The sequence below is a fragment of the Sulfuricurvum sp. genome, from assembly GCF_041651515.1.
Classification (GTDB): Bacteria; Campylobacterota; Campylobacteria; order Campylobacterales; family Sulfurimonadaceae; genus Sulfuricurvum.
The window spans coordinates 344,945-366,926 of record NZ_JBAZJF010000001.1 but is presented as its reverse complement, the minus strand read 5'-3'; the positions used below and the strand labels follow the sequence as shown (position 1 = coordinate 366,926).

The window sequence follows — 21,982 nt, the reverse complement described above, 5'->3', positions numbered from 1 at the left end:
ACTAATGTCTATAAATTTTTTTTATTTTTCCAAATGTTAATATTTTCTGCTCACTTTCTTGTTTAAGAAAAGGAGATTGTTTTTCAGAAGGTTGAAGTGTATGAATAGATTTTTGATAACGTTGAAAATCTTTTACTATCGGCATCGTAACTTCCATTGAAGCAATTTCATTTGGAACCATATCACCAAACATTATAGACATTGCCACTCACTTTACATTATAGATTTAACACTATAGCATCTAATTTCTTAATAGAGAGTGTGGATATAAAGTCGTATTGCTAAAAGATTAATCGCCTCGTAGGGCGATTAATCTTTTTTTTTCTTGCTCATAAGTACAACGGCAAAAATAGCTACTATTGCAAGTAGGATATAAATATTCCCTTGTTGATCCATTAAATCTCCTTTAACAGTTTTTTCATAATGCAGATGTGATAGCTCTCTTGAAAATTGATAAATTCAAAAAAGCTAGAGAGCTTTTCATCGGTGATGGTTGATGAGAGTTTACGACACTCTTCTTTAGCATTCTCTTCTTCGAGGATACCGTCATGTAAAAATTTTTCCATATTCTCGATTTGATAAGTGCGGGGATGGAGGGTACGCGGAAGCGCTAAAATGCCCATCTTCGCCATCATTTCTCCAAAGGAACGGAGATGAAAGTGCGATTCATCGATTAAATCCTGAAAATGGGTTACTTGTGCTGCCGTTGTTGCACGAATCTGTCGGTAAAAGTAGATCATAATCAGTTCGTACTCTTTGTAAAGCTCTTCGAACAAAAAGAGGGTGAGTGCATTGGTTTCGGATGTACTGAGCAGAGCGTCTGGCCATTGGCGAGAACGATCAAAGGCATTGAGGGATTCATCCAGCGAGAGTTTGGATAAATAGGCGCTAAGGGTTGAGAGGATGTATGCCTCGTCGTGAGCCATCCGCTCGCATAACGGGGTTTTCCCGTATAGAAGATGGAGTGCTTTGATCTCATTAATCGTTGTATGAACGAGGCTAAAAAATGATTCGCTCTCAATGGTAAATTTCGGATCGCGCTCATAGTCATATTCGGCATGGTTTTCATAAAGCGATTGTGCCAGCCATTTGAGATGACGAAATTCGATTTGGGAAAATTCATACAGTCGATTTTTCACCCACGGATCGTTTACCGAAAAGGAGATAAAAGCAATTCTAAGCCACAGTTGGTGTTTTTGTCGAAAGAGCGTTGCATCAATCATTGTTTACCTCACATTCCATACCGATTTCAATCGCGTGTAAATCTTCCGTGCTTCCGTGAGCTTTTTGCGTTTGATGAATCTTAGCCGCTTCAAATGCGGTGAGAACCATCTGTGCGCAGGCTTGCTGTTTTACGGGTCCAAGGGCGACTTTTTCCCGGAGTTTGAGGGCAGCGCTCTGGGCATATTCAAGCGATTCGCCTTTAATCATCTCGGTAAACATCGAACCCAGCACGACTGTATCGTGACATCCGTTAGTGGCATAACCGACGTTTTGGAGTATCCCCTCTTGTTCATCAAGATAAAAGATGACAAATTCTCCGCTTTGTTCACTGTGCCCCACTCCTACACCGGTAGGATTGTCGAGGGGGCCGTAATTTTTAGGGTGCATGAGATGCTCAATGATCTCTTGGTCTAATTGAGTTGTATTTTCCATGCAACTATTATAACGTACCTTATAGCCCTTTGTAAGAGAGAGTGGCGTACAATCGCACTATGAAAATAACTCCTGAAACTTTACGCTATCTTCCGACAACACGTGCCGAAATGGAGGCACGAGGATGGGATCAGTGTGACGTTATCCTCATCTCCGGCGATGCTTATATTGACTCACCGTTTATCGGCGTAGCCGTCGTAGGGCGGATATTGGAGCGAGAAGGGTATCGAGTAGGTATTATCGGACAGCCCGATATCACAGCAGACGATGTAATGCGCTTAGGGGAACCGAAACTCTTTTGGGGGGTAAGCGGCGGAAGTGTCGATTCGATGGTTTCCAACTATACCGCAACCAAAAAATTCCGTAACAGCGATGACTATACCCCCGGCGGAGTCAATAACGCCCGCCCTGACCGTGCAACGCTGGTTTATACCAATTTGATCCGCAAACATTTTAAAAACACTGTCCCTATCGTACTGGGTGGGATTGAAGCGAGTTTGCGCCGTGTGAGCCATTATGACTACTGGACAAACAAACTGCGCAAACCGATTTTATTTGATTCCAAAGCCGATTATCTGATTTACGGGATGGGGGAGGGGGCGATCATCGCTCTGCCCAAAGCGCTCGAAGAAGGAAAACCTCCGCACGATATCCGAGGGGTGTGTTATATTTCCAAAGAGCCGCGCGCAGGGTATATGACATTGCCCTCACATGCGGAGTGTTTGGAGAATAAAGAGAAATACATCGATCTGTTTGATCTGTTTTATAACCATAACGATCCCATTTCGGCAAAGGGGCTGTGTCAGGAAGTGGACGGACGCTACAGCATCCAAAATCCCCCCGCCGATTATCTGGATGAAAATGAGATGGATGCCGTGAGTGCCTTGCCTTTTACCCGCGAGCTTCACCCCTACCATCGTCCGCAAGGTGCAGTCAAGTGTTTAGAGACGATCAAATTCTCTATCATGACTCATCAGGGATGCTGGGGAGAGTGTAACTTTTGTGCCATCGGTGTCCATCAAGGGCGCACCATCCGAACTCGCAGTGAATCATCGATTTTAAAAGAGGCGGCTCAGTTTACTGAGTACAAAGATTTCAAAGGGATTATCAGTGACGTCGGAGGCCCTACGGCTAACATGTACGGCTATGAGTGTAACAAGAAGCTAAAACATGGCACGTGTGATCATCAGCGGTGTGTCGATGACACCCACCTGTGCAAATCGATGAAAGTGGATCACACCCGTGTTATTAATCTTCTTCGTAGTCTGCGTGAAATACGGGGAATTAAAAAAGCGTTTGTCGCATCGGGTGTCCGTTATGATCTAATCAACGAGGACAAACGCCAAGGGTATGAGTATCTCAAAGAGATGGTAAAACATCACATCTCAGGACAGATGAAAGTTGCCCCCGAACACACCTCGGATCACGTGCTTCATCTGATGAACAAGCCGGGGAAACAGACCCTCGTCGATTTTAAAAAACTCTATGACAAGCTTAATAAAGAAGAGGGGAAAAAGCAGTTTTTGACTTACTATCTGATCGCCGCTCATCCGGGGTGTACCGAAAAAGATATGCACGATTTGAAGCGTTTTACTACGGATGAATTAAAGATGAATCCCGAACAGGCTCAGGTCTTTACCCCGACCCCCGGTACGTATTCGGCGGTGATGTATTACACCGAGATGGACCCTGCAACACGCGAAAAAATCTTCGTTGAAAAAGATACGGCGCGCAAAGAGAAACAAAAACAGATCGTCGTTGCCAAAGATAGTTTTAAAAGCGGATTTGCAAGTTAAATCTTAGAGGACAAAATTGTGGAACAATTTTTGCGCTCTTACCTCTCTTTTAGCTTCATTTCTCTACAATAAGCCACTAAATTTATAATGTGGAACTTTTTTTGCGTATCGATAAATTTCTCAATGCGGTCAATCTGACCAAACGCCGTGCCGTCGCTCAGGATATGATCTCTGAGGGGGTTGTCTACATCAATGATAAAGCGGTCAAAGCTTCTAAAAATGTTGCTATAGGGGATATTATTACCCTTGTATACCTTGAAAAGCAGCTTCGTTATGAAGTATTGGCTCTTCCGACGATCAAATCAACCCCAAAATCCCAGCAACACCTTTATGTTAAGGAACTCGTATGAATCCGACTAAGGGCGATTTTGAGGCACTCTTTGAACATCGATTGAATGATGAGGAGATGCGGGAGTTTTTACTCTCACTGACGTTAAATGAAAATACCTCTTCCTCTATGATCGCAACGGCTGCGGAGGTGATGAAGCAGCATGCTATCACACTCGAAGTTTCTCCCCAATTGCGATATAAACTGATCGATGTAGTAGGGACGGGGGGAGATAAAAGCGGAAGTTTCAATGTCTCATCTACCGTTTCGATTCTCCTTGCCGCGTGCGGTGCGTATGTAGCAAAACATGGAAATCGCTCTATTACCTCTAAATCGGGAAGTGCGGATGTATTGGAACATTTGGGGGTAAAACTCGATTTGAGTCTTGATAAAAGTGCCCGTCTTCTCGAAGAGACCGGATTTACCTTTTTGTTTGCCCAATATCACCACCCCGCAATGAAGTTTATCGGCCCGATTCGACGAAGTATCCCTGAAAAAACCCTCTTTAATATCTTAGGCCCCCTCACCAATCCTGTAGGATTATCGAAAATCCTTTTGGGGGTTTTTGATGAAGTGTTTGTCCCGAAAATGGCCGAAGCGGTTCGTGAGGAGGGGATGACATCGGCCATTGTGGTGAGTTCGCGCGAAAAAATGGATGAGATCAGCATCAGCGACATCACCTATGCAGCGCAGCTTCACGGGGAGAAGATCGATTATTTCGAGATTGATCCTCAACGGCTCGGTATCAAAAAAGTCCCTTTTGAAGCGATTCTTGGTGGAGACGTAACTCTGAATGCCGCTATATTCAGAGATATTCTAAACAATAAAGCAACCGATGCACAGCGCGATATGGTGCTCATTAACGCAGCGTATGCGCTGATTGCCGATGGGATGGCGCGTGATGTTCAAGAAGGGCTTGAGATTGCCCGTGACGGTCTTCGGAGTGGTAAAGCAGCAGCTAAACTGGCTCAAATCGTGAAAATGTCGTCTGCACTATGATGAAATTGGATCTATTGCAACTGCCGCAACTGTGTGAACAAATCGTTTCGCTTCTTCCGAATGGGGGCGTCATTGTTTTACAAGGGGATCTAGCCAGTGGAAAAACGACGTTTACGCAAAGTTTTGCAGCTTATTTAGGGTTGGATGATGCTGTTACCTCTCCTACGTTTTCTCTTCAGCAGGTTTATGGTGATAAATTTTACCATTATGACTTGTATAACTATGGGTTTGAGGCATTTTTGTCTCTGGGGATGATGGAAGAGCTTGAAGTTCCGGGATACCATTTGATCGAATGGGGCGATGAGACACTGATCGAGTGGCTTAAACGAGCCGGAATGGATACCGTGATTGTAAAAATTACCAAAGGCGATGAGAAATCGCGATATTACGAGGTGCAGCGTGCATGAGTTGAAAGTTGAAAATCTGGTCAAAACGATCAAAAATCATGAGATCGTTCGCGGTATCAGTATGGAGTTGCGAACCGGTGAAGTCGTAGGGCTACTTGGACCCAATGGAGCAGGAAAAACCACCACGTTTTATATGATTTGCGGTCTTGTCGAAGCGACAGAGGGGAAAGTGTATATTGACGGTGTCGATGTATCGGATCTCCCTTTGCATAGGCGGTCTCAACTCGGGATCGGTTATTTGCCTCAGGAAGCGTCCATATTCAAAGATCTTACCGTAGAAGAGAATCTTATTATTGCCGCTCAAGCGGGAAAATTGGGTAAAGAGACCTATGAACAGCGGATCGAAGAGTTATTGGAGATGTTTAACATCGAGCCGATTCGAAGTCGTCGCGGTATTAATCTCAGCGGTGGAGAGCGACGGCGTGCCGAGATTGCCCGTGCGCTTGTCAACAAGCCCCGCTTCTTGCTCCTTGATGAACCTTTCGCCGGGGTTGATCCGATTGCCGTTATGGATATTCAAAGTGTTATTACGCAATTGGTTGAGTACGGCATCGGAGTCCTTATTACCGACCATAACGTTCGCGAAACGTTAGCGGTGTGTGATCGTGCATACGTTATCAAAAGCGGTTCTTTGTTAGCATCGGGAACCAGTGATGAGATTGCCCATAACTCCGATGTGCGTCAGCACTATCTCGGTGAATCGTTTAAGTTTTAGCCCTCATGCTAAGGGTCAAAACCAGCGTCGAGCTTAAATCCAAGCTTTCCAATACACTGCGCAATTGGCTGCCGATTCTTCACTCCAGTCTGAGTGATTTGGGTGAAGCGATGGCACCGTTTGTCGAAGGCAATCCCCTTATAGAGATTAAATCAGGATTCGAAGAGTCTTTTGAAGCGAGAATTCCGAAAAAAATTCAAGCCGGATACGTTCAAAATTCGCACAGCGAGGCTATAGAAGCACTAACGGTTCAACACAAAAGTCTCTTTGATGTTTTGGAAGAACAGCTGGATGGCTCATTATTTCCTACTCCAATCTCCCGCCTTGTCGCCCGTCATGTTGTCGAAAATTTGGATGAGGGGGGATATTACGAGGGGGATGCCGAAGCCTTTTGTCAGCACAATTCTATAACGCTGGAGCAATTTGAAAAAATACGCCTCCGTTTTATCCATATTGAGCCGATCGGTATCGGGGCGCGCGATGTGAGAGAATCGTTTATGTTCCAGCTTGAATCGGCACAGATTAGCGATGCCGGTTACACTTTGGCCTCCGAATTGATCGGCCATTTAGAAGATATCGGGCGTTATCGGAAAAATCCTCTCTTCGATGAAGCGATGCGGGTGATCGGAAGTTTTAAAAATCCCCCTGCAATTGATTTTAATGAAGAATCGGCGCATGTTGTCCCTGATCTTATTATTCTGAATGATCCTGAAGATGGGATTGAAGTAAAGCTCAATGATCGCTATTACCCCGCTATTACCATCGATAATGGTTATGGTGTCGATCATCCGTTTGTCCGAGAGAAGATCAAAGAGGCAAAAAGTCTTGTCGATGCACTGGAAATGCGCAAAGCGACTCTTTACAAAGTGGGATTGATGATTGTTGAATACCAATACGATTTTTTTACCGGTGGTGCTATCCGCCCTTTGACCCTCAAAACCCTGGCGGATGAGTTTGGGCATAATCCCTCGACCATTTCGCGTGCCATTGCCAATAAATACATTGCGTGCGATCGAGGAATGTATCCTATGAAAGACTTTTTCACAACGGCTATCGATGAGGATGTCTCTAATGCCGCGATCAAAGATTATGTGGCGGAATTGGTCAAAAACGAATCGCATAAAAAACCTCTGAGCGATATGAAACTTCTTGAGTTGATACAAGATAAATTCAAAATCACGATGGTACGCCGGACCATTGCGAAATACCGAAAACAGCTTAATATCGCAGGTTCAAGTGAGCGAAAAGGGTTGTATCAACTGGGGAGATCGTGAGAGAGATAAAATTACGTCTGGATGCTGAGGTGTGCAAACGCAATTGCGAGGGAGAGTTGTGTGAAACCCGTCCCGATCCGCTAATGATCGCCCGTCGTTATAATGATGAAATAATTTCCCTTGCGTGTGCTCTCTTTGCATACGGAAGTGCAGTTGCGATCGTCAAATTTTTGGATAGGGTAGATTTTTCTCTTATCGATCGGGAGGAGAATGAGATTATTGAAGCGTGTCAACCTCTTTATTATCGGTTTCAAAGCGGTGAGGATTGCGCTCAGTTTATAATAACGCTTAAACGTCTGCGACAATCAGGCGGTGCTCATAGTGTATTTGAAACCGGCTACACTCAAAACGGTATTATCGGAGGGTTGAACAGCCTCATCAACCGAATGTATGAACTTAATGCCTATCGGAGCAGCGGCTATACATTTCTTATCGGCAAACCGGTTGAGAGTATTGCAAAAGCAAGTGCCATGAAACGATGGATGATGTATTTACGGTGGATGGTACGCCGTGATGCTTTGGATATGGGGTTATGGAGCGATATAAGAGCATCTGACTTGATAATACCTTTAGATACGCATACCTTTAATGTTTCAAGCCGTTTAGGTCTTTTGAAGCGCTCATCTTGCGATTTGCGGGCAGCACTGGAACTGACGGAGAGCTTACGAAATTTTGACCCGGACGATCCGATCAAATACGATTTTGCTCTTTATCGTCTGGGACAAGAAAAAAAGGGCTAAAAAATGGTAAAATTCCCACAAAATATGGATTTTTATTCTATAAAGAAGCAGTTTTATGAAAAAAATTTTGATCGTTAGCGACGGAGCAATAGGACGCCATTTCATTGAGCGTGTTATCGGTACGTATACTTCCGAAAATCTTTATTATGTTGTCGAAACCAGGGCAAATAAATACGAGGGGTATAATCCGGCTCGATATAAATTTTTTGAATTTGATTCGACCAGTTACTATAAAATTGCCAATTTATTAAAAATGGATTTTACCCAAGTCATTTTAGCTGTAGAAAACCAAACTGATCTTGAAAATACGATCAAAAACATTCAACATACAAAACCAAATCTTCGTATAGTAGCTCTTGATTTATGGAATACGATTAGTGCCAATGATGGGGTCGAGTGGATCAATATGCAAGAGCTTATTGCCGCGAATCTTATCGATTATCTTCCGAATATTCCGATCTTGGCTCAAAATATTGGGCTTGGTTCGGGTGAAATCATGGAGGTTTTGGTCCCTTTTGGAAGTTCTTTTGTCTATCGCCATCTTGGGTCAATTGAGCAAAAAAACTGGAAAATTGCTGCTATCTATCGGAATCGACAGTTAATTATTCCCTCTGACAATAAGATGATTCAACCGAATGATTCGCTTGTATTAGTGGGAGATCCGACGGTACTTAGATCGATTTATCGAGCTATTAAACGTGAACTCGGACAATTTCCTGCCCCTTTTGGAAGTAAACTTTATCTTTATATTGATATGGCAGTTGAAAATACTCCCTCCATTATGGCACTGGTAAGGCGAAGTGTATACATCCAAAAGAAGCTCAAGAAACCGCTAATAATCAAAGTCCTTCATCCGGGTGATATTGATGTGCTTCGTATGATTAAAGCTTCCGCACAAGGGGATATTACGATTGATATCGAGTACGATTCGGCTGTGGATGAGAGGATCGTCTTTGATGATATAAAAAAATATCATGTCGGTCTTGTGATGGTTTCCCAAACCACATTTCGCCGCAAATCGACCCGTAAAAAACTCTATTCAGCGAATGTACCGGTGTTAAAACTTGCGGATAGATCGTTTTCTGCATTAAAAGAGTCGGTAGTTGTGTTGCATGAAGATAGTTATATTGAACATATTTCTACTACCATTTTTGACGTAGCGGCACAATTTGGTTTTGATTTGGAATTAATCGATTATAAAGGGGAAGAGGGGGAATATAGACAAGAAATTATCGCCCATTTTCAGAATCTTTCTACTATTTTTTCTAAATCGATTCACGTCAGTGCTGAAGAGCAAAATCCGATTCGCTTGCTGCGTGAAAAAGATAATTTTTTACAGTGCCTCCCGTTTACTTCAAAGATGTTTGCATCCCCGTGGGAACGGTTTTTAGCAACTGACACCGAAATGCTCTATTTTAAGCTGGATGCTTACCATCAGCTTTTTATTCCTACACAAATTTAGTCACCTTTTTTTAAGTCACTTTCGAGTATCATATAGCCTATTTGTACAATTCATTTCTATAGGCTTTTTATGAAGATAGATATTACCCTTAACCGCATAATTGATGACTCTTATTCTATTCATATCGGTGAATTGCCTCTACTGGAATTTCCAGGAAAAGTGGCTATTTTGACCAATCCGAAAGTAGCCGGTTTACATTTACAGACGTTACTTTCACGTTTAAGTGCAAAGGAAGTTTACATCATCACGATTCCTGATGGTGAGCAATACAAAACACTTTCCCATATCGAATTTATCTTGGATCGGATGTTTGACCACCGGTTAAACCGAAAATCGCACCTTATTGCATTTGGCGGTGGTGTAATCGGTGATATGGGAGGATTTGCATCGAGTCTTTATAACCGTGGAATCGATTTTATTCAGATCCCTACGACACTTCTGTCTCAAGTGGATGCGAGTGTAGGGGGGAAAACGGGAGTTAACAACAAATTCGGTAAAAATCTTATCGGTGCCTTTCATCAGCCCAAAGCGGTTTATATCGATCCGGCTTTTTTGAGTACCCTTCCTGCACGTGAGTTTGGGGCGGGTGTCGCCGAGATCGTTAAAATGGCCGTCACTTTCAATAGCTCTTTCTTTGAATGGCTTGAATCGCATGATTTGCGTGAGGGAGATAATCTCTCTGTTGCAATCCGTAAAGCCGTTGAGACCAAAGCCCGTGTTGTCGAAGAAGATGAAAAAGAGCAGGGGCTTCGCGCGGCACTCAATTATGGGCATACTTTCGGGCATGTGATTGAAAATGAGACCAAGTATGAGACCTATTTGCATGGGGAGAGTGTTGCCATAGGAATGGTAATGGCAAATGAACTCGCGTGTGCGACGGGATTGATGAGTGAGGAAGAGGCTACTCGGGTGAAAAATCTCCTTGCCCGTTATGATTTGCCGCTTGATTATCCGATTGCCGATGTTGAGAAATTTTATCAAGCATTTTTCTTGGATAAGAAAAGTGCCGACAGTGCTATCACCTTTATCCTTCCCAACGGTATTGGAGGGGTAGAAATTACGGATAAGATTGTCCCCGAACAGGTTAAAACGATCCTTTTAGGTTTTACAGGAAAGATTGCGTGAAAATATTTTTAGCTATTTTACTTGTCTTTTTTACCTCTGCAGGTATGCTCCATGCTGCAACCAAAAAAGAGCTAAAAGAGCAAAAAGCCCTTCAAGCCAAGCAGGAGGCTGCAGCTAAAGAGGTTGAACTCAAAAATGATCAGGAAGAGTTGTCAAAAATCCAAAAAGAGCTTTCCAAAGGGAGCAGCATTTGGATCAAGAGTTACAACTCCTATATGGCGTATCAAGAATCGCGTAAAAACCTCCGTGAGGTGAAACGGCGGATTGAGCAACTGCAAGACCGCTCATCGACTGTCGAACGTAAGCTTGAATCCGAAGCCCTACAAGCCAAAGAAAAGATTCTTACCGATCAGGTGGAATTGCTGAAAGCGCAGGGGACATCCCCGTTTGTGTCACTCCTTAGACCCGATGAAGCAGGAGAACTCCCCACTATTACAAATCCATTTGAAATAGTCACAGGGCTTTCTTACGTCAAACGGATCAACAGCCAGTATAAAGATTACGTTTTACGCGAAGAGGAGCTGCAAGAGGTTGTTTCGTTGTTGGAACGGCAAGTTACCCTATATAAAGAGATGACTCTTTTAAATCCGAAGGGAGACTACGAGGTAGAGCTCGAAGCAACATTGCTGCAGGTAGAAAAATTTAAACTTGCCTTGGAGACATTGATATCGACTGCCGATGTGTATGAGAAACGGATTGAATCAACTGAAGCAAAAATCAATAAAGAGATTAAAGATCAAATATATAAACTATTAAATATCGGTGTTGTTATTGTGGTTCTTTTTGCTTTTTCGCTTCTTTTAAAGCGTATCGCCAAACGTTATATTACAGATAACGAACGATTTTATACGGCAAATAAAATTGTGACATTTATCAATGTTACCCTTATTATTTTGATTTTCATATTCACGTATATTGATAATGTCGGTTATTTGGCTACGGTACTTGGATTTGCATCTGCGGGTCTTGCTATCGCTATGCGTGACTGGTTCATGAGTGCGTTGGGATGGTTGGTCATTATTGTGGGCGGAGCGATTCATGTCGGTGATCGTATTCGGGTAGAGAAAGACGGGATGATTTATCTAGGAGACGTTTTGGATATTTCACTTCAGCGGATAACTATTTTAGAAGACGTAACGTTGACGACGGTCGAACACAATCGCCGCGGGGGACGAATCATTTTTGTTCCAAACAATTATATTTTTACGTCATTGATCGCAAATTATACCCATGGCGCACTCAAGACAGTTTGGGATGGGATAGATATTATTATTACTTTTGACTCAAATCATAAAAAAGCGACCCATTTAGTGAAAGAGATTTGCCGTAAATATTCTAAAGGGTATACCGATATTACGCGTAAGCAACTGAATAAACTGCGTGACCGTTATAGTTTGAAGAATACAAACGTCGAACCGCGTATATTTACCTTTATTGAGCCGAACGGGATAAAAGTGAGTGCATGGTATCTTACGAATGCTTACGCTACATTAACGCTGCGAAGTACCATTTCTGCTGATATTATTGATGCATTTAACGCTGAACACGATATTACTATTGCCTATCCGACACAGACCTTTTATACGGGGCCGATTCCACCCAAAGTACAACTTCCGATGGAAGAAGCATGAAGCAAAAAGTTTATTTTAAAACCTTCGGATGCCGAACCAACGTGTTTGACTCGCAGGTGATGATGAGTGCCCTCAAAGATTACGAGGTCACCGAAGATGAAGCACAAGCCGATATCGTCGTCGTAAACTCCTGTACGGTAACCAACGGTGCGGACGTCAGTGTACGAGGATACATCAACCAAATCGAGCGGCAGGCGAAAAAAGTGTTTTTAACCGGATGCGGCGCCCATACCAAAGGGGAGAGTCTTTTTGGCGCTGCAAAAGTACACGGGGTATTCGGACAATCGGAAAAAATGAAGATTAATACGCTCCTATCCAGTGAGAACCGGTTTTACGAAATCGGTGATCTGAACTACATTGATGATGCGATCGTGGATGAGTTCGTCGGAAAATCGCGCGCTTTTATCAAGATTCAAGAAGGGTGCAATTTCCGCTGCAGTTACTGTATTATCCCCTTTGTGCGTGGTGACGCCCGGAGTATGGATGAGACTAAGATTTTAGAACAAGTGAGCCGTTTAGCAGGGAACGGATTCGGAGAATTTGTCCTAACCGGGACGAATGTCGGTAGTTACGGACAGGGTGAGGGGAAAAATATTGCCTCTTTGATGCAGAAGATGTCTCTTATTCGAGGGGTACGCCGTATCCGTGTCGGAAGTCTTGAACCGATCCAGATCAACGAAGCATTTCGGGAGATTTTAGACGAGCCGTGGTTGGAGCGTCATCTGCATATCGCCATTCAGCACAGCTCAGATGCTATGCTTCGTATTATGAATCGCCGTAATCGCCACGACACGGATCGGGAGTTATTCGGGATGCTGCATGCGAAAGGGTTTGCTCTTGGGACCGATTTTATCGTCGGTCATCCGGGTGAAACCGATGCACTATGGGGGGAAGCTATGGGAAACTTAAATCATCTTCATCTCACCCATATCCACCCCTTTACATTCTCTAAGCGGGACGGAACTCCAAGTGCTACGATGAAACCTGAAGTCAATGGCATCGTTGCCAGTGAGCGGATGAAAGAACTCACCGCATCTATCGAAGCTAACAATCTTGCTTTTCGTCATCAAGTTAAGGTTCCCCTAGAGGTACTGGTCGAGTCCGAATCGGATGGAATCTACAGCGGATACGATCAATTTTATAATAAAGTGGAGATTGAATCGGACGAGGATCTCAGCGGAAACTGGGTAACTTTGGAACACTATGAGGTACACAATGAACATAACATGGCCAAACTTTAACCGTAATCAGCTGATCTTAGTCGTCTCGGGGGGAATTATCCTCTTGTTGCTGTTGTATGCTCTGTTACGCGATGGGACTAAGACGGTAACCCTTGACGAAGCATCTCGTCTCGTCGAATCAAATCAAGTAGAAAAAGCATTCACGGATGAGGGATATACCTATCTCTCGACCAAAGATGAAGGGGTCGTAAAGATCGCTTCTTCCCAGCTACCTCCAGAAATTGCCGGACATATTAAAATTGAGCCTAAAGGGGGATCGGGATGGGGTTGGTTTATCCTATTCTTGATTGTTGCGGGTGGCGGCGGTTATTGGGCATGGAAGACAAAGCTCGGATTTTTTGATGATGCTGCACCTGAACCGACCGTTGTGAAGGCAACAGAGAGTGCGGATACGACTCCGATCACTGTTTCTCCGGCAAAGTCGAATGTCCATTTTAGTGATATCGGCGGTATTACTGATGTTAAAGAGGAACTTGAAGAGATCATTGATTTCCTCCGCAATCCTAAGCGCTACTACAGTTTCGGGGCACGAATGCCGCGCGGGGTATTGTTGGTCGGCCCTCCCGGCGTCGGTAAAACAATGATCGCCAAAGCGGTTGCTGCTGAAGCGGATGTTCCGTTTTTCTACCAAAGCGGTGCTTCGTTTGTCCAGATTTATGTCGGTATGGGGGCAAAACGGGTGAGTGAACTTTTCTCTGCCGCCAAGAAAAATGCCCCCGCCATTATTTTTATCGATGAGATTGATGCCGTCGGTAAAAAACGAGACGGCGGACGAAACGAAGAGCGGGAGGGGACTTTGAATCAACTTCTCACCGAGATGGACGGATTCGAAGAGACCAGCGGTATTGTGGTTATTGCCGCGACCAACAACATTGAAGTAATGGATGCCGCACTGCTTCGCGCAGGACGGTTCGATCGTCGTATTTTTGTTGAACTACCCACCGCAAGCGAGCGTGTTTCGATTATCGGTAAATACTTGCACTCTGTTCCGCACGATTTGGATATTGAAGAGATTGCCAAAATGACGGTGGGCTTTAACGGTGCCTCACTCGCTGCATTGGTGAACGAAGCGGCGCTCCTTTGTTTACGTCAACGTGAGTTTCAAGTACGCCTTGAACACTTTTTAGCGGTCAAAGACAAAGTGATGTTCGGAAAGAAAAAAATTGCAATGCTCACTCCTGAACAGCGTCTCTATCATGCTAGATACCAAGCAGGACGGGTATTTGCTGCGACATGGTTTGATCTTCCGTACGAGAAGATCACCCTTAGTAATGAAAATATCACCCCTCCGAGTGCAGAGCCGTTGTTGAAACACGAGATTGAAGCGCACGTTCGGATTCACTTGGCCGGTATCGCAGCGTGTGAACTTCGTTTCGGTGAACATGCTTCGAATGCATCGCATGATTTAAAACTCGTATATGAGATGGTGCATTCGATGGTGTATGAGTATGGAATGGGCCGTTCTTTGATTCCGACGCAGGAGGATGAAACGGCATTATTGGATCGACTCTATCAAGAGACCCTTACCCTCTTGACCCGTCATCAACATGCTATTAATGCCCTTGAAGAGATTTTAAATGAATACGAGCAGATTTCCAAAGCTCTTGCCCAAGCGACCATGAATGATATTTCATAGTGGATTTTCACTTCGTAATGACCACTTGTTTTTTGAGAGTTTTTTAAAAAAAAGTGCTTATTGCGTAGCAGGATTTAGCTACGGGGCGATTCATGCGGCACTTTTTGCGGCTGATAGCGATGAACGTATCGATACTCTACAGCTTTTTTCCCCCGCGTTTTTTCAAACCCAAAAAGAGTCGTTTAAACGGCTTCAGGTGGCAGGGTATCTTAAAGACAGCGTCCTATATACCGAGAAATTTATCGAGAGCTGTTTTGCCCCGTGCCCGGTGGGAGAGGTTGAACTCGATTCCGATGCATCCGAGGAGCAGTTACGTGAATTGCTCTATTTTGAGTGGACGCCTGATCTCATGAGCGCCATTCGAGCCAAAGGGATACGGACCGAAGTCTATCTGGGACTTGAAGACCGTGTTATTGACGTGGCGGGAGCCAGAGAATTTTTTATCCCTTACGCGACGGTCACGTCGATACGGGGAGCTAACCATTTTTTACAGGAGTGCAAATGATTAAAATAGGCGTTATAACTGCATCAGACCGTGCCAGTGCAGGAATCTATGAAGATATATCCGGGGTAGCCATTCAGGAGACTTTGAGCGATTATTTGACGTCAGCGCATGAGATCGTTTACCGCTGTATTCCTGATGTTCAGGCGACCATCGAAGAAACGATGATCGAGCTGTGTGACAATGAGGGGTGCTGTCTCGTCGTCACTACCGGAGGGACGGGTCCCGCATTGCGCGACGTAACCCCTGAAGCGACGGAAAAGGTCTGCGAGAAGATGATGCCTGGGTTTGGCGAACTGATGCGTCAGGTGAGTCTTAAATACGTTCCTACGGCAATTTTGTCCCGTCAGAGCGCAGGAATTCGAGGTAAGTCTCTTATCATCAATCTTCCGGGTAAGCCCAAATCGATCCGTGAATGTCTGGACGCTGTGTTTCCAGCTGTTCCGTACTGTATCGATCTGATTGAAGGGCCGTATCTGGAGTGCAATGAAGAAGTTATCAAGGCGTTTCGGCCGAAGCAGTAAATATTAATTTTCCTTATCTCCTAACTGCCTTATGCAGGGTTGGCTTAGTCTATAACGTGATAACATTGTAATTTTTTATGATAAAATATTCATTACGTCGTCAAAGAGGAATATATGGCAGGGGTAAATACTATTTCATCAGACAATAACGACGGGATTGACGAACTTGATCTGTTTCGCAGTCTCATCGATCAATCACACGACATGGTTTTTTTTATACGTATTGATAACGCATATATCGAATATATCAATCAAACGACCAAAACAATGCTCGGCTATTCACTTGAAGAAATGCGCTCAATCGGGGTTGAAGGGTTTCGTCGTCCACTTAAAGAAAACGAGCTTTTTTTAACTCATCTTCAAGAATTAAAAGAGAAAGGGCGTCTAACAGATTACTCTATTCTCATGCGTAAAGACGGAAGCGAATTTCCGGTTGAAGCCAATGTTTCTGTTGTCCATTACCATGGAATCGACTATAACATTGCCATCGTGCGGGATATTACTGAACGATTTCAATTTGAAGAGAAGTTACAACAAGTCAATCTAGAGCTTGAAACGATGGTTCAGGATCGTACTCGTGAATTGGAAAAACATGTTTCAAGGCTGCAAAGTTACAAAGATGCTTTGGATGCGAACAGTATTGTTTCCATCTCTGATAGCGATGGAAAAATCATCTACGTTAATGACCGTTTTTGTACGGTTTCAGGATATACCGCCAATGAGGTTTTTGGCAAACAGCATAGTATTCTTCGTCACCCCGATACAACCGATGCGACCTTCAAAGAACTTTGGGACACGATCACGGCCAAAAAAGTGTGGAAGGGGATTCTGAAAAATCGGAATAAACGTGGAGAAGCTTATATTGTCGATATTGCTATCCTTCCAATTCTTGATGAAAAAGGGGAAATTATCGAATATATCGCGATTCGTCATGAGATTACCCAATTGATGAAGCAGAAAGAGGCATTAAGACGCCAAGCGTATATCGATGAGATGACAGGGTTTGGAAGCCGGTTGAAATTATTAAAAGAGATAATCACGGTAGATTATCCGCTATTAAGCTACATTGATATAGATAAATTTAATACTATAAATGATTTTTACGGATTAGAATTTGGTGACCGCTTGTTACATGAGTTTGCCCGTCGCTTAACAGAAGAATTTGGAGAAGATGTCCATTATTACCGACTACACGGTGATCAATTCGCTATTCTAGCCGCTAAAGATGATCAGAAAAATTTTGAAACAAAAATACGTACTTTTGTTGAAAAATCACATAGAGAAAATTTTTTATTCGAAGATAAAGAGATTACCTTACGGGTCACGGCGAGTCTCTCTGCAGAAGAGAGTGGCAAATTATTGTCTACGTGTGATTTAGCTAAACGATTCGCTAAAAAGCATGATAAACCCTTTGTTATCTATACTCCATCTTTGGGATTAGAAGAAGAAGTTCGTACCAATATGGCTTGTGCCGTAAAATTGCAACATGCATTGAAACAAGACCGTATTAGTGTGTTTTGTCAGCCTATTGCTTCGAGCGGTACGCTCTCGATAGATAAATATGAGTGTCTTGTGCGTCTTATAGAGGAGGATGGGACTATTATTTCCCCTTTTCATTTTCTCAATACGGCTAAGCAATCAAAACAGTATGTGGAATTGTCAAAAATAATTATTACTAAATCGTTTGAGCTTATTAACAGGTATCAGGATAAAACATTTTCGATTAACATTACGATAGAAGATATTCTTAATGAGGAGATAGTCTCGCTTATTTTGGAAAAATTGGCAACCAAGAGTTCTAAAATGCCGGTAATATTTGAATTGGTTGAATCGGAAGGGATTGAAAAGTTTAATGAAGTTCTACACTTTATTAAACTGATAAAGAGCTACGGTTCTTTATTAGCGATTGACGATTTTGGAACGGGTTATTCCAATTTTGAGTATCTGCTCAAATTAGACACCGATTTTATTAAGATTGACGGTTCGTTAATTCGTAATATTGAGACAGATGTTAATATTCAGGAAATTGTCAAATTGATTACAGAGTTTGCAAAACGCCAAAATATTCGGACGGTTGCTGAATTTGTCTCTTCCGCAGAGATTTTAGATAAAGTCATAGAAATTGGAATTGATTTTGTACAGGGGTATCATATCGGAAAGCCAGAACCATTGGTAGGATAATATACTTTCTAAGATGATTATTAGCTAATCGCGTATGCTCGATATGAAATAAAAGAGGTAAAACTGCACTTAAAATAGCACTTTTAAGAAGGTCTACACCCATAAGGGTGAAGAGCTTAAACGAAATCGACTTTGGTAACGTGGTGGTTTAGTCCAAGCTCAGCTGGCGTACAACCGAGTGCAAGACCTACCATCTGTTGCATATGAAGCACCGGAAGGGAAACTTCGCGACCGATTGCAATGGAAGCATGGTGTGTTTGGGTATCAAGTTTGAGATGACAAAGAGGACATGGAGTGACCATCCAGTCCGCATTCGCATCCATTGCTCCGGCAACGGCATTACCTGTCAATACTGCTGCAGTATGCGGAGCTTGAAGTTCGGCATGGAAACCACAGCATTTGTTTTTCTCGGCATAATTGACATTAGCGCCGCCACATGCGATGATAAGGTCATCAAGTGAAGTGGGTGCATAAGCGTTTTCATGCTTTTTATGAGACTCGTTTTGAAGCTCTGAGGGACGAATATTGTGACAACCATAGAAAGGGGCAATATTGAATTGGCTCAAAGGTTTCACAACCATCTCTTTAATTTTATCAAGACCGAAATCATCGATGATAGCGTATAGGAAATGGGTGATTTGGGAAGTCCCTTTGTACTCCAATCCAACTTCTGCGAGTTTTGCATTTACTTTTGCTTTTAGCTCTGCATTATGATCAAGACGGTGTTTGGTCATAGCGGTATTGAGCTGACACGTATTACAAATGGTAACCATTGTAAGAGCGTGTTTTTCAGCATACGCGATATTACGCGCATTTAAAACCAAAGATAAAAAGTCATCATAATCTTGTAAGTGCGAAGCTCCACAACAAGAAGCTTCAGTCAGCTCAACAAGCTCAATTCCCAGTTTTTTTGCAACTGCCAGAGTCGACATCATCTGCTCTGGCGTACTCTCTTTTGCTGTACAGCCGGTAAAGAGTGCATATTTTAATTTTTCCATTGACTACTCCCTAAAACTTTGCTGTTGATGAAGATTTGATAAGTTTTTTGATCTCATCTAATTTATCTGCTTTTGGCATATTCCATGGCAATACGATTTTACCTTTAGTAAACATTTTAAGTGCGACCGGAACATGTTTTAGGACACCAATATTCCCCTCTGAATAACGGACGAGTTCCCCCTCATCGAGGAGTCCGTGTTTAGCGATAGAGTGGGCAAATCCAACGGCATGGCGTGTGGCAACATTGTTTTTAGCAATATTGGCTTGGAATATCATGTTATGGAGTTTGGTAATTTTTTCGATCGGATTGACCTCTTTCGGACAAACTTCGGCACACTCCATACATTTGACACAATCCCAAACCCCTTGAGCCTCTTCGTTTACGGTGTGAAGGCGATTGAGGGCATTTTCATCACGCACATCGGCAGAAAAACGGTACGCTGCAGCAAATGCAGCAGGCCCGATGTACTCTTCATTGATTGCTAGGGACGGACATGAATAGTGGCATGCTCCGCACTGGATGCAGTAATCAGCTTCGAGCAGCATCTCTGCATCGTGTGGACTGACAAGATGCTCTTGCGCCGGATGCTCTTCGATATCACTCACCAAATAAGGTTGGACTTGTGCGTGTTTGTCCCAGAAATCTTTTTTATCAATAATGAGGTCTTTGATGACCCGCTTAGTGCTCAACGGTTCGATGATAATTTCATTACCGAAAACATTAACGAGATCAAATAGACGTGACTTACACGCTAAGATAGCTTTACCGTTTACTTTGATGGAGCAGACGCCGCAAATACCGTGGCGGCAGCTTCGGCGATACGATAGGCTACCGTCGTGATCCCATTTAATGCGGTTGAGAATATCGAGTACAACCTCTTCGTGTGTTACGTCGAGGACATAGGTATTGTAATAAGGGAGATAATCGGTCTCTTCGTTGAAACGGAAGACCTTAAATGTCACCTGTTGTGATTTGAGTGTATCCATGCCGCTCTTCCTTAGTATGATCTAGCTTTGAGTTCATGACGTCCCAGCGTGACATCCATATAATCAAGGGTTACATTGCCTGACTCATCCATATACGCCATGGTATGTTTCAAGAATTTTTCATCATCACGTGTAGGGAAATCTTCACGGAAGTGTGCACCACGGCTTTCTTGGCGATCTAAGGCACTGGCTACGATGAAAAGAGAATAATCAAGCATATGCCCGAATTCGATCGCTTCTTGCAATTCAGTATTAAAGATTTTTGATTTATCGGCAATACGGATATGCTGATAACGGCTACGTAAATCTTTTAGAATAGCCATTTGTGCAATAAGGGTATCAGCCGTTCGGAAAACACCTGCGTTATCTGTCATCGATTGTTGGAGCTCATCACGAAGTACAGAAACAGACTCTTGCCCGTTATTCGTCAATATCCACTCCATCTCGTCGACCATCCGTTCAGCATCAGAGACACTAGCACGGCGTAACGGGATATTATCCACTTCATCCACCATTGTTTTACCGACAAAACGGCCAAACAATAAAGCTTCAAGAACGGAATTTGCACCAAGGCGATTCGCACCGTGGACGGATGAACATGAACATTCACCTGCAGCATAAAACCCTTCTACAAACTCCGTATTATTTTTGCGGACATGTCCCAGTTTATCCATCGGAATACCGCCCATAGAGTAGTGCGCCGTAGCCGAGATGAGGATCGGTTCTTTAATCATATCAAGGCCGAGGAATGTGATCGCGAGATCGCGAAGTTCCGGAAGGCGTTCCATGATTTTTTCTTTACCAAGGTGGACAAGGTCAATATAGACGGCATCTTTACGTGGGCCTACACCGCGACCCTCGCGGATCTCTTGGATAATAGCGCGGGCAACAACGTCCCGTGACGCTAGCTCCATGGCGTTAGGAGCGTATTTTTCCATAAAACGCTCACCCAGTGAGTTAAGGAGTTTTCCCCCCTCACCGCGAGCCGCTTCAGAAATCAAAACACCGTTTCCTGAAAGTCCTGACGGGTGAAATTGAACGAATTCCATATCTTCGAGAGGGAGACCGTGGCGTGCAACAAGAGATAACCCATCACCCGTATTGGCGTGGGCATTGGAATTGATTTTAAATGCTCTCGCGTAACCGCCGGTTGCAAACATGACCGCTTTGGCATTGAAAATCGCTTTTTCGCTGTTTCGGATGTTGTAGGCAGCTACACCGTATACTTTTCCCTCAGTATAAAGCAAGTCGGCAACGTACCATTCGTCCCAAAACTCAACACCTTCACGAAATGCTTGTTCGTATATGGTTTGGAGCAATGTTAAGCCGGTACGGTCTTTTGCAAAACAGGCACGAGGTGAAGATTGTCCGCCAAAAGGGCGTTGTGCAATAGTGCCATCAGCGTTACGGCTAAATGCCGCACCCATGCGCTCAACCCATCGGATTGTTTCGGGTGCTTTTTCACACATAAATTGAACGACATCTTGATCTGCGAGATAATCGGACCCTTTTACGGTATCAAATTCATGAAGTTCAACGCTGTCAGCTTCGCTGAAAGCGGCATTGATGCCGCCTTGTGCCGCACCGGAGTGAGAGCGCAGGGGATGAAGCTTGGTAATTACGGCTACCTTTTTACCTGCTTTTTGCAATTCACGAGCCGCAGCACATCCGGCTAAGCCGGCTCCTACGATCACCGCATCATAAGTATAAACGGGAATACTCATACGCCATCCTTGAGTGTAAAATCTATTTGTCGATTATAGCGTGCCGCTCCTTGGG

General features: G+C 43.6%; 21 protein-coding genes. 15 read left to right on the top strand and 6 right to left on the bottom strand.

Annotated features, from left to right (window positions below; all coding sequences use genetic code 11):
- Position 1 precedes the first annotated feature (1 nt).
- The 3 genes from WC407_RS01850 to WC407_RS01840 all read right to left on the bottom strand — a co-directional run bounded on the left by WC407_RS01850 (position 2) and on the right by WC407_RS01840 (position 1,656).
- Positions 2 to 202, bottom strand: a complete 201-nt coding sequence (locus WC407_RS01850; protein ID WP_373020587.1) for a hypothetical protein — start codon at positions 200 to 202, stop codon at positions 2 to 4.
- Positions 203 to 395: 193 nt separating this feature from the next.
- A complete protein-coding gene (locus tag WC407_RS01845) occupies positions 396 to 1,223 on the bottom strand; it encodes an iron-binding protein (protein WP_373020585.1) in 828 nt (275 codons plus the stop codon).
- The gene (locus WC407_RS01840; RefSeq protein WP_373020583.1) at positions 1,216 to 1,656 is read right to left on the bottom strand and encodes an iron-sulfur cluster assembly scaffold protein; all 441 of its coding nucleotides are present in this window, start codon (positions 1,654 to 1,656) and stop codon (positions 1,216 to 1,218) included. Before WC407_RS01840 ends, WC407_RS01845 begins: the two co-directional genes overlap by 8 nt.
- A gap of 59 nt (positions 1,657 to 1,715) precedes the next feature.
- On the opposite strand from WC407_RS01840, the gene WC407_RS01835 reads away from it, so the two are divergent.
- The 15 genes from WC407_RS01835 to WC407_RS01765 all read left to right on the top strand — a co-directional run bounded on the left by WC407_RS01835 (position 1,716) and on the right by WC407_RS01765 (position 18,217).
- Positions 1,716 to 3,452 (top strand): YgiQ family radical SAM protein, encoded by a 1,737-nt coding sequence (locus WC407_RS01835; RefSeq protein ID WP_373020579.1) that lies wholly within the window; start codon positions 1,716 to 1,718, stop codon positions 3,450 to 3,452.
- 101 nt (positions 3,453 to 3,553) lie between these two features.
- Complete coding sequence (locus tag WC407_RS01830; protein ID WP_373020577.1) at positions 3,554 to 3,802, top strand: RNA-binding S4 domain-containing protein; 249 nt, start codon at positions 3,554 to 3,556, stop codon at positions 3,800 to 3,802.
- Positions 3,799 to 4,779, top strand: coding sequence for an anthranilate phosphoribosyltransferase (trpD, locus tag WC407_RS01825; protein ID WP_373020575.1), 981 nt, complete (start codon positions 3,799 to 3,801; stop codon positions 4,777 to 4,779). Before WC407_RS01830 ends, trpD begins: the two co-directional genes overlap by 4 nt.
- Positions 4,776 to 5,186: a tRNA (adenosine(37)-N6)-threonylcarbamoyltransferase complex ATPase subunit type 1 TsaE gene (gene tsaE, locus WC407_RS01820; RefSeq protein WP_373020573.1), complete on the top strand. Its 411-nt coding sequence runs from the start codon at positions 4,776 to 4,778 to the stop codon at positions 5,184 to 5,186. Before trpD ends, tsaE begins: the two co-directional genes overlap by 4 nt.
- Positions 5,179 to 5,901: an LPS export ABC transporter ATP-binding protein gene (lptB, locus tag WC407_RS01815; protein WP_373020571.1), complete on the top strand. Its 723-nt coding sequence runs from the start codon at positions 5,179 to 5,181 to the stop codon at positions 5,899 to 5,901. The genes tsaE and lptB overlap by 8 nt, the downstream gene beginning before the upstream one ends.
- 5 nt (positions 5,902 to 5,906) lie before the next feature.
- Positions 5,907 to 7,175 carry an RNA polymerase factor sigma-54 gene (locus WC407_RS01810; RefSeq protein WP_373020569.1) on the top strand — a complete coding sequence of 423 codons (1,269 nt, stop codon included), beginning with the start codon at positions 5,907 to 5,909 and terminating at the stop codon, positions 7,173 to 7,175.
- Positions 7,172 to 7,915: a TIGR02757 family protein gene (locus tag WC407_RS01805; RefSeq protein ID WP_373020567.1), complete on the top strand. Its 744-nt coding sequence runs from the start codon at positions 7,172 to 7,174 to the stop codon at positions 7,913 to 7,915. The genes WC407_RS01810 and WC407_RS01805 overlap by 4 nt, the downstream gene beginning before the upstream one ends.
- Before the next feature lie 55 nt (positions 7,916 to 7,970).
- On the top strand, positions 7,971 to 9,377 hold the full coding sequence (locus WC407_RS01800; protein ID WP_373020565.1) for a COG3400 family protein: 1,407 nt from the start codon (positions 7,971 to 7,973) through the stop codon (positions 9,375 to 9,377).
- Positions 9,378 to 9,446: 69 nt separating this feature from the next.
- Complete coding sequence (gene aroB / locus WC407_RS01795; RefSeq protein WP_373020556.1) at positions 9,447 to 10,502, top strand: 3-dehydroquinate synthase; 1,056 nt, start codon at positions 9,447 to 9,449, stop codon at positions 10,500 to 10,502.
- The gene (locus WC407_RS01790) at positions 10,499 to 12,133 is read left to right on the top strand and encodes a mechanosensitive ion channel domain-containing protein (protein ID WP_373020554.1); all 1,635 of its coding nucleotides are present in this window, start codon (positions 10,499 to 10,501) and stop codon (positions 12,131 to 12,133) included. Before aroB ends, WC407_RS01790 begins: the two co-directional genes overlap by 4 nt.
- A complete protein-coding gene (mtaB, locus tag WC407_RS01785) occupies positions 12,130 to 13,374 on the top strand; it encodes a tRNA (N(6)-L-threonylcarbamoyladenosine(37)-C(2))-methylthiotransferase MtaB (RefSeq protein ID WP_373020552.1) in 1,245 nt (414 codons plus the stop codon). The genes WC407_RS01790 and mtaB overlap by 4 nt, the downstream gene beginning before the upstream one ends.
- Positions 13,349 to 15,010 (top strand): AAA family ATPase, encoded by a 1,662-nt coding sequence (locus WC407_RS01780; RefSeq protein ID WP_373020550.1) that lies wholly within the window; start codon positions 13,349 to 13,351, stop codon positions 15,008 to 15,010. The genes mtaB and WC407_RS01780 overlap by 26 nt, the downstream gene beginning before the upstream one ends.
- Positions 14,997 to 15,515 (top strand): pimelyl-ACP methyl ester esterase BioV, encoded by a 519-nt coding sequence (gene bioV, locus WC407_RS01775; protein WP_373020548.1) that lies wholly within the window; start codon positions 14,997 to 14,999, stop codon positions 15,513 to 15,515. Before WC407_RS01780 ends, bioV begins: the two co-directional genes overlap by 14 nt.
- A complete protein-coding gene (gene mog / locus WC407_RS01770) occupies positions 15,512 to 16,036 on the top strand; it encodes a molybdopterin adenylyltransferase (protein WP_373020546.1) in 525 nt (174 codons plus the stop codon). Before bioV ends, mog begins: the two co-directional genes overlap by 4 nt.
- A 114-nt stretch (positions 16,037 to 16,150) precedes the next feature.
- Positions 16,151 to 18,217, top strand: a complete 2,067-nt coding sequence (locus tag WC407_RS01765) for an EAL domain-containing protein (RefSeq protein WP_373020544.1) — start codon at positions 16,151 to 16,153, stop codon at positions 18,215 to 18,217.
- Positions 18,218 to 18,333: 116 nt separating this feature from the next.
- Here the strand turns inward: WC407_RS01765 and WC407_RS01760 are convergent, their stop codons facing one another.
- Genes WC407_RS01760 through WC407_RS01750 form a run of 3 tightly spaced genes read right to left on the bottom strand, consistent with a single transcriptional unit; the run spans position 18,334 to position 21,927 of the window.
- A complete protein-coding gene (locus tag WC407_RS01760) occupies positions 18,334 to 19,215 on the bottom strand; it encodes a CoB--CoM heterodisulfide reductase iron-sulfur subunit B family protein (RefSeq protein WP_373020542.1) in 882 nt (293 codons plus the stop codon).
- 10 nt (positions 19,216 to 19,225) lie between these two features.
- Positions 19,226 to 20,203 carry a succinate dehydrogenase/fumarate reductase iron-sulfur subunit gene (locus WC407_RS01755; RefSeq protein WP_373020540.1) on the bottom strand — a complete coding sequence of 326 codons (978 nt, stop codon included), beginning with the start codon at positions 20,201 to 20,203 and terminating at the stop codon, positions 19,226 to 19,228.
- Between the two features lie 11 nt (positions 20,204 to 20,214).
- A complete protein-coding gene (locus WC407_RS01750; RefSeq protein WP_373020538.1) occupies positions 20,215 to 21,927 on the bottom strand; it encodes an FAD-dependent oxidoreductase in 1,713 nt (570 codons plus the stop codon).
- Positions 21,928 to 21,982: the final 55 nt, after the last annotated feature.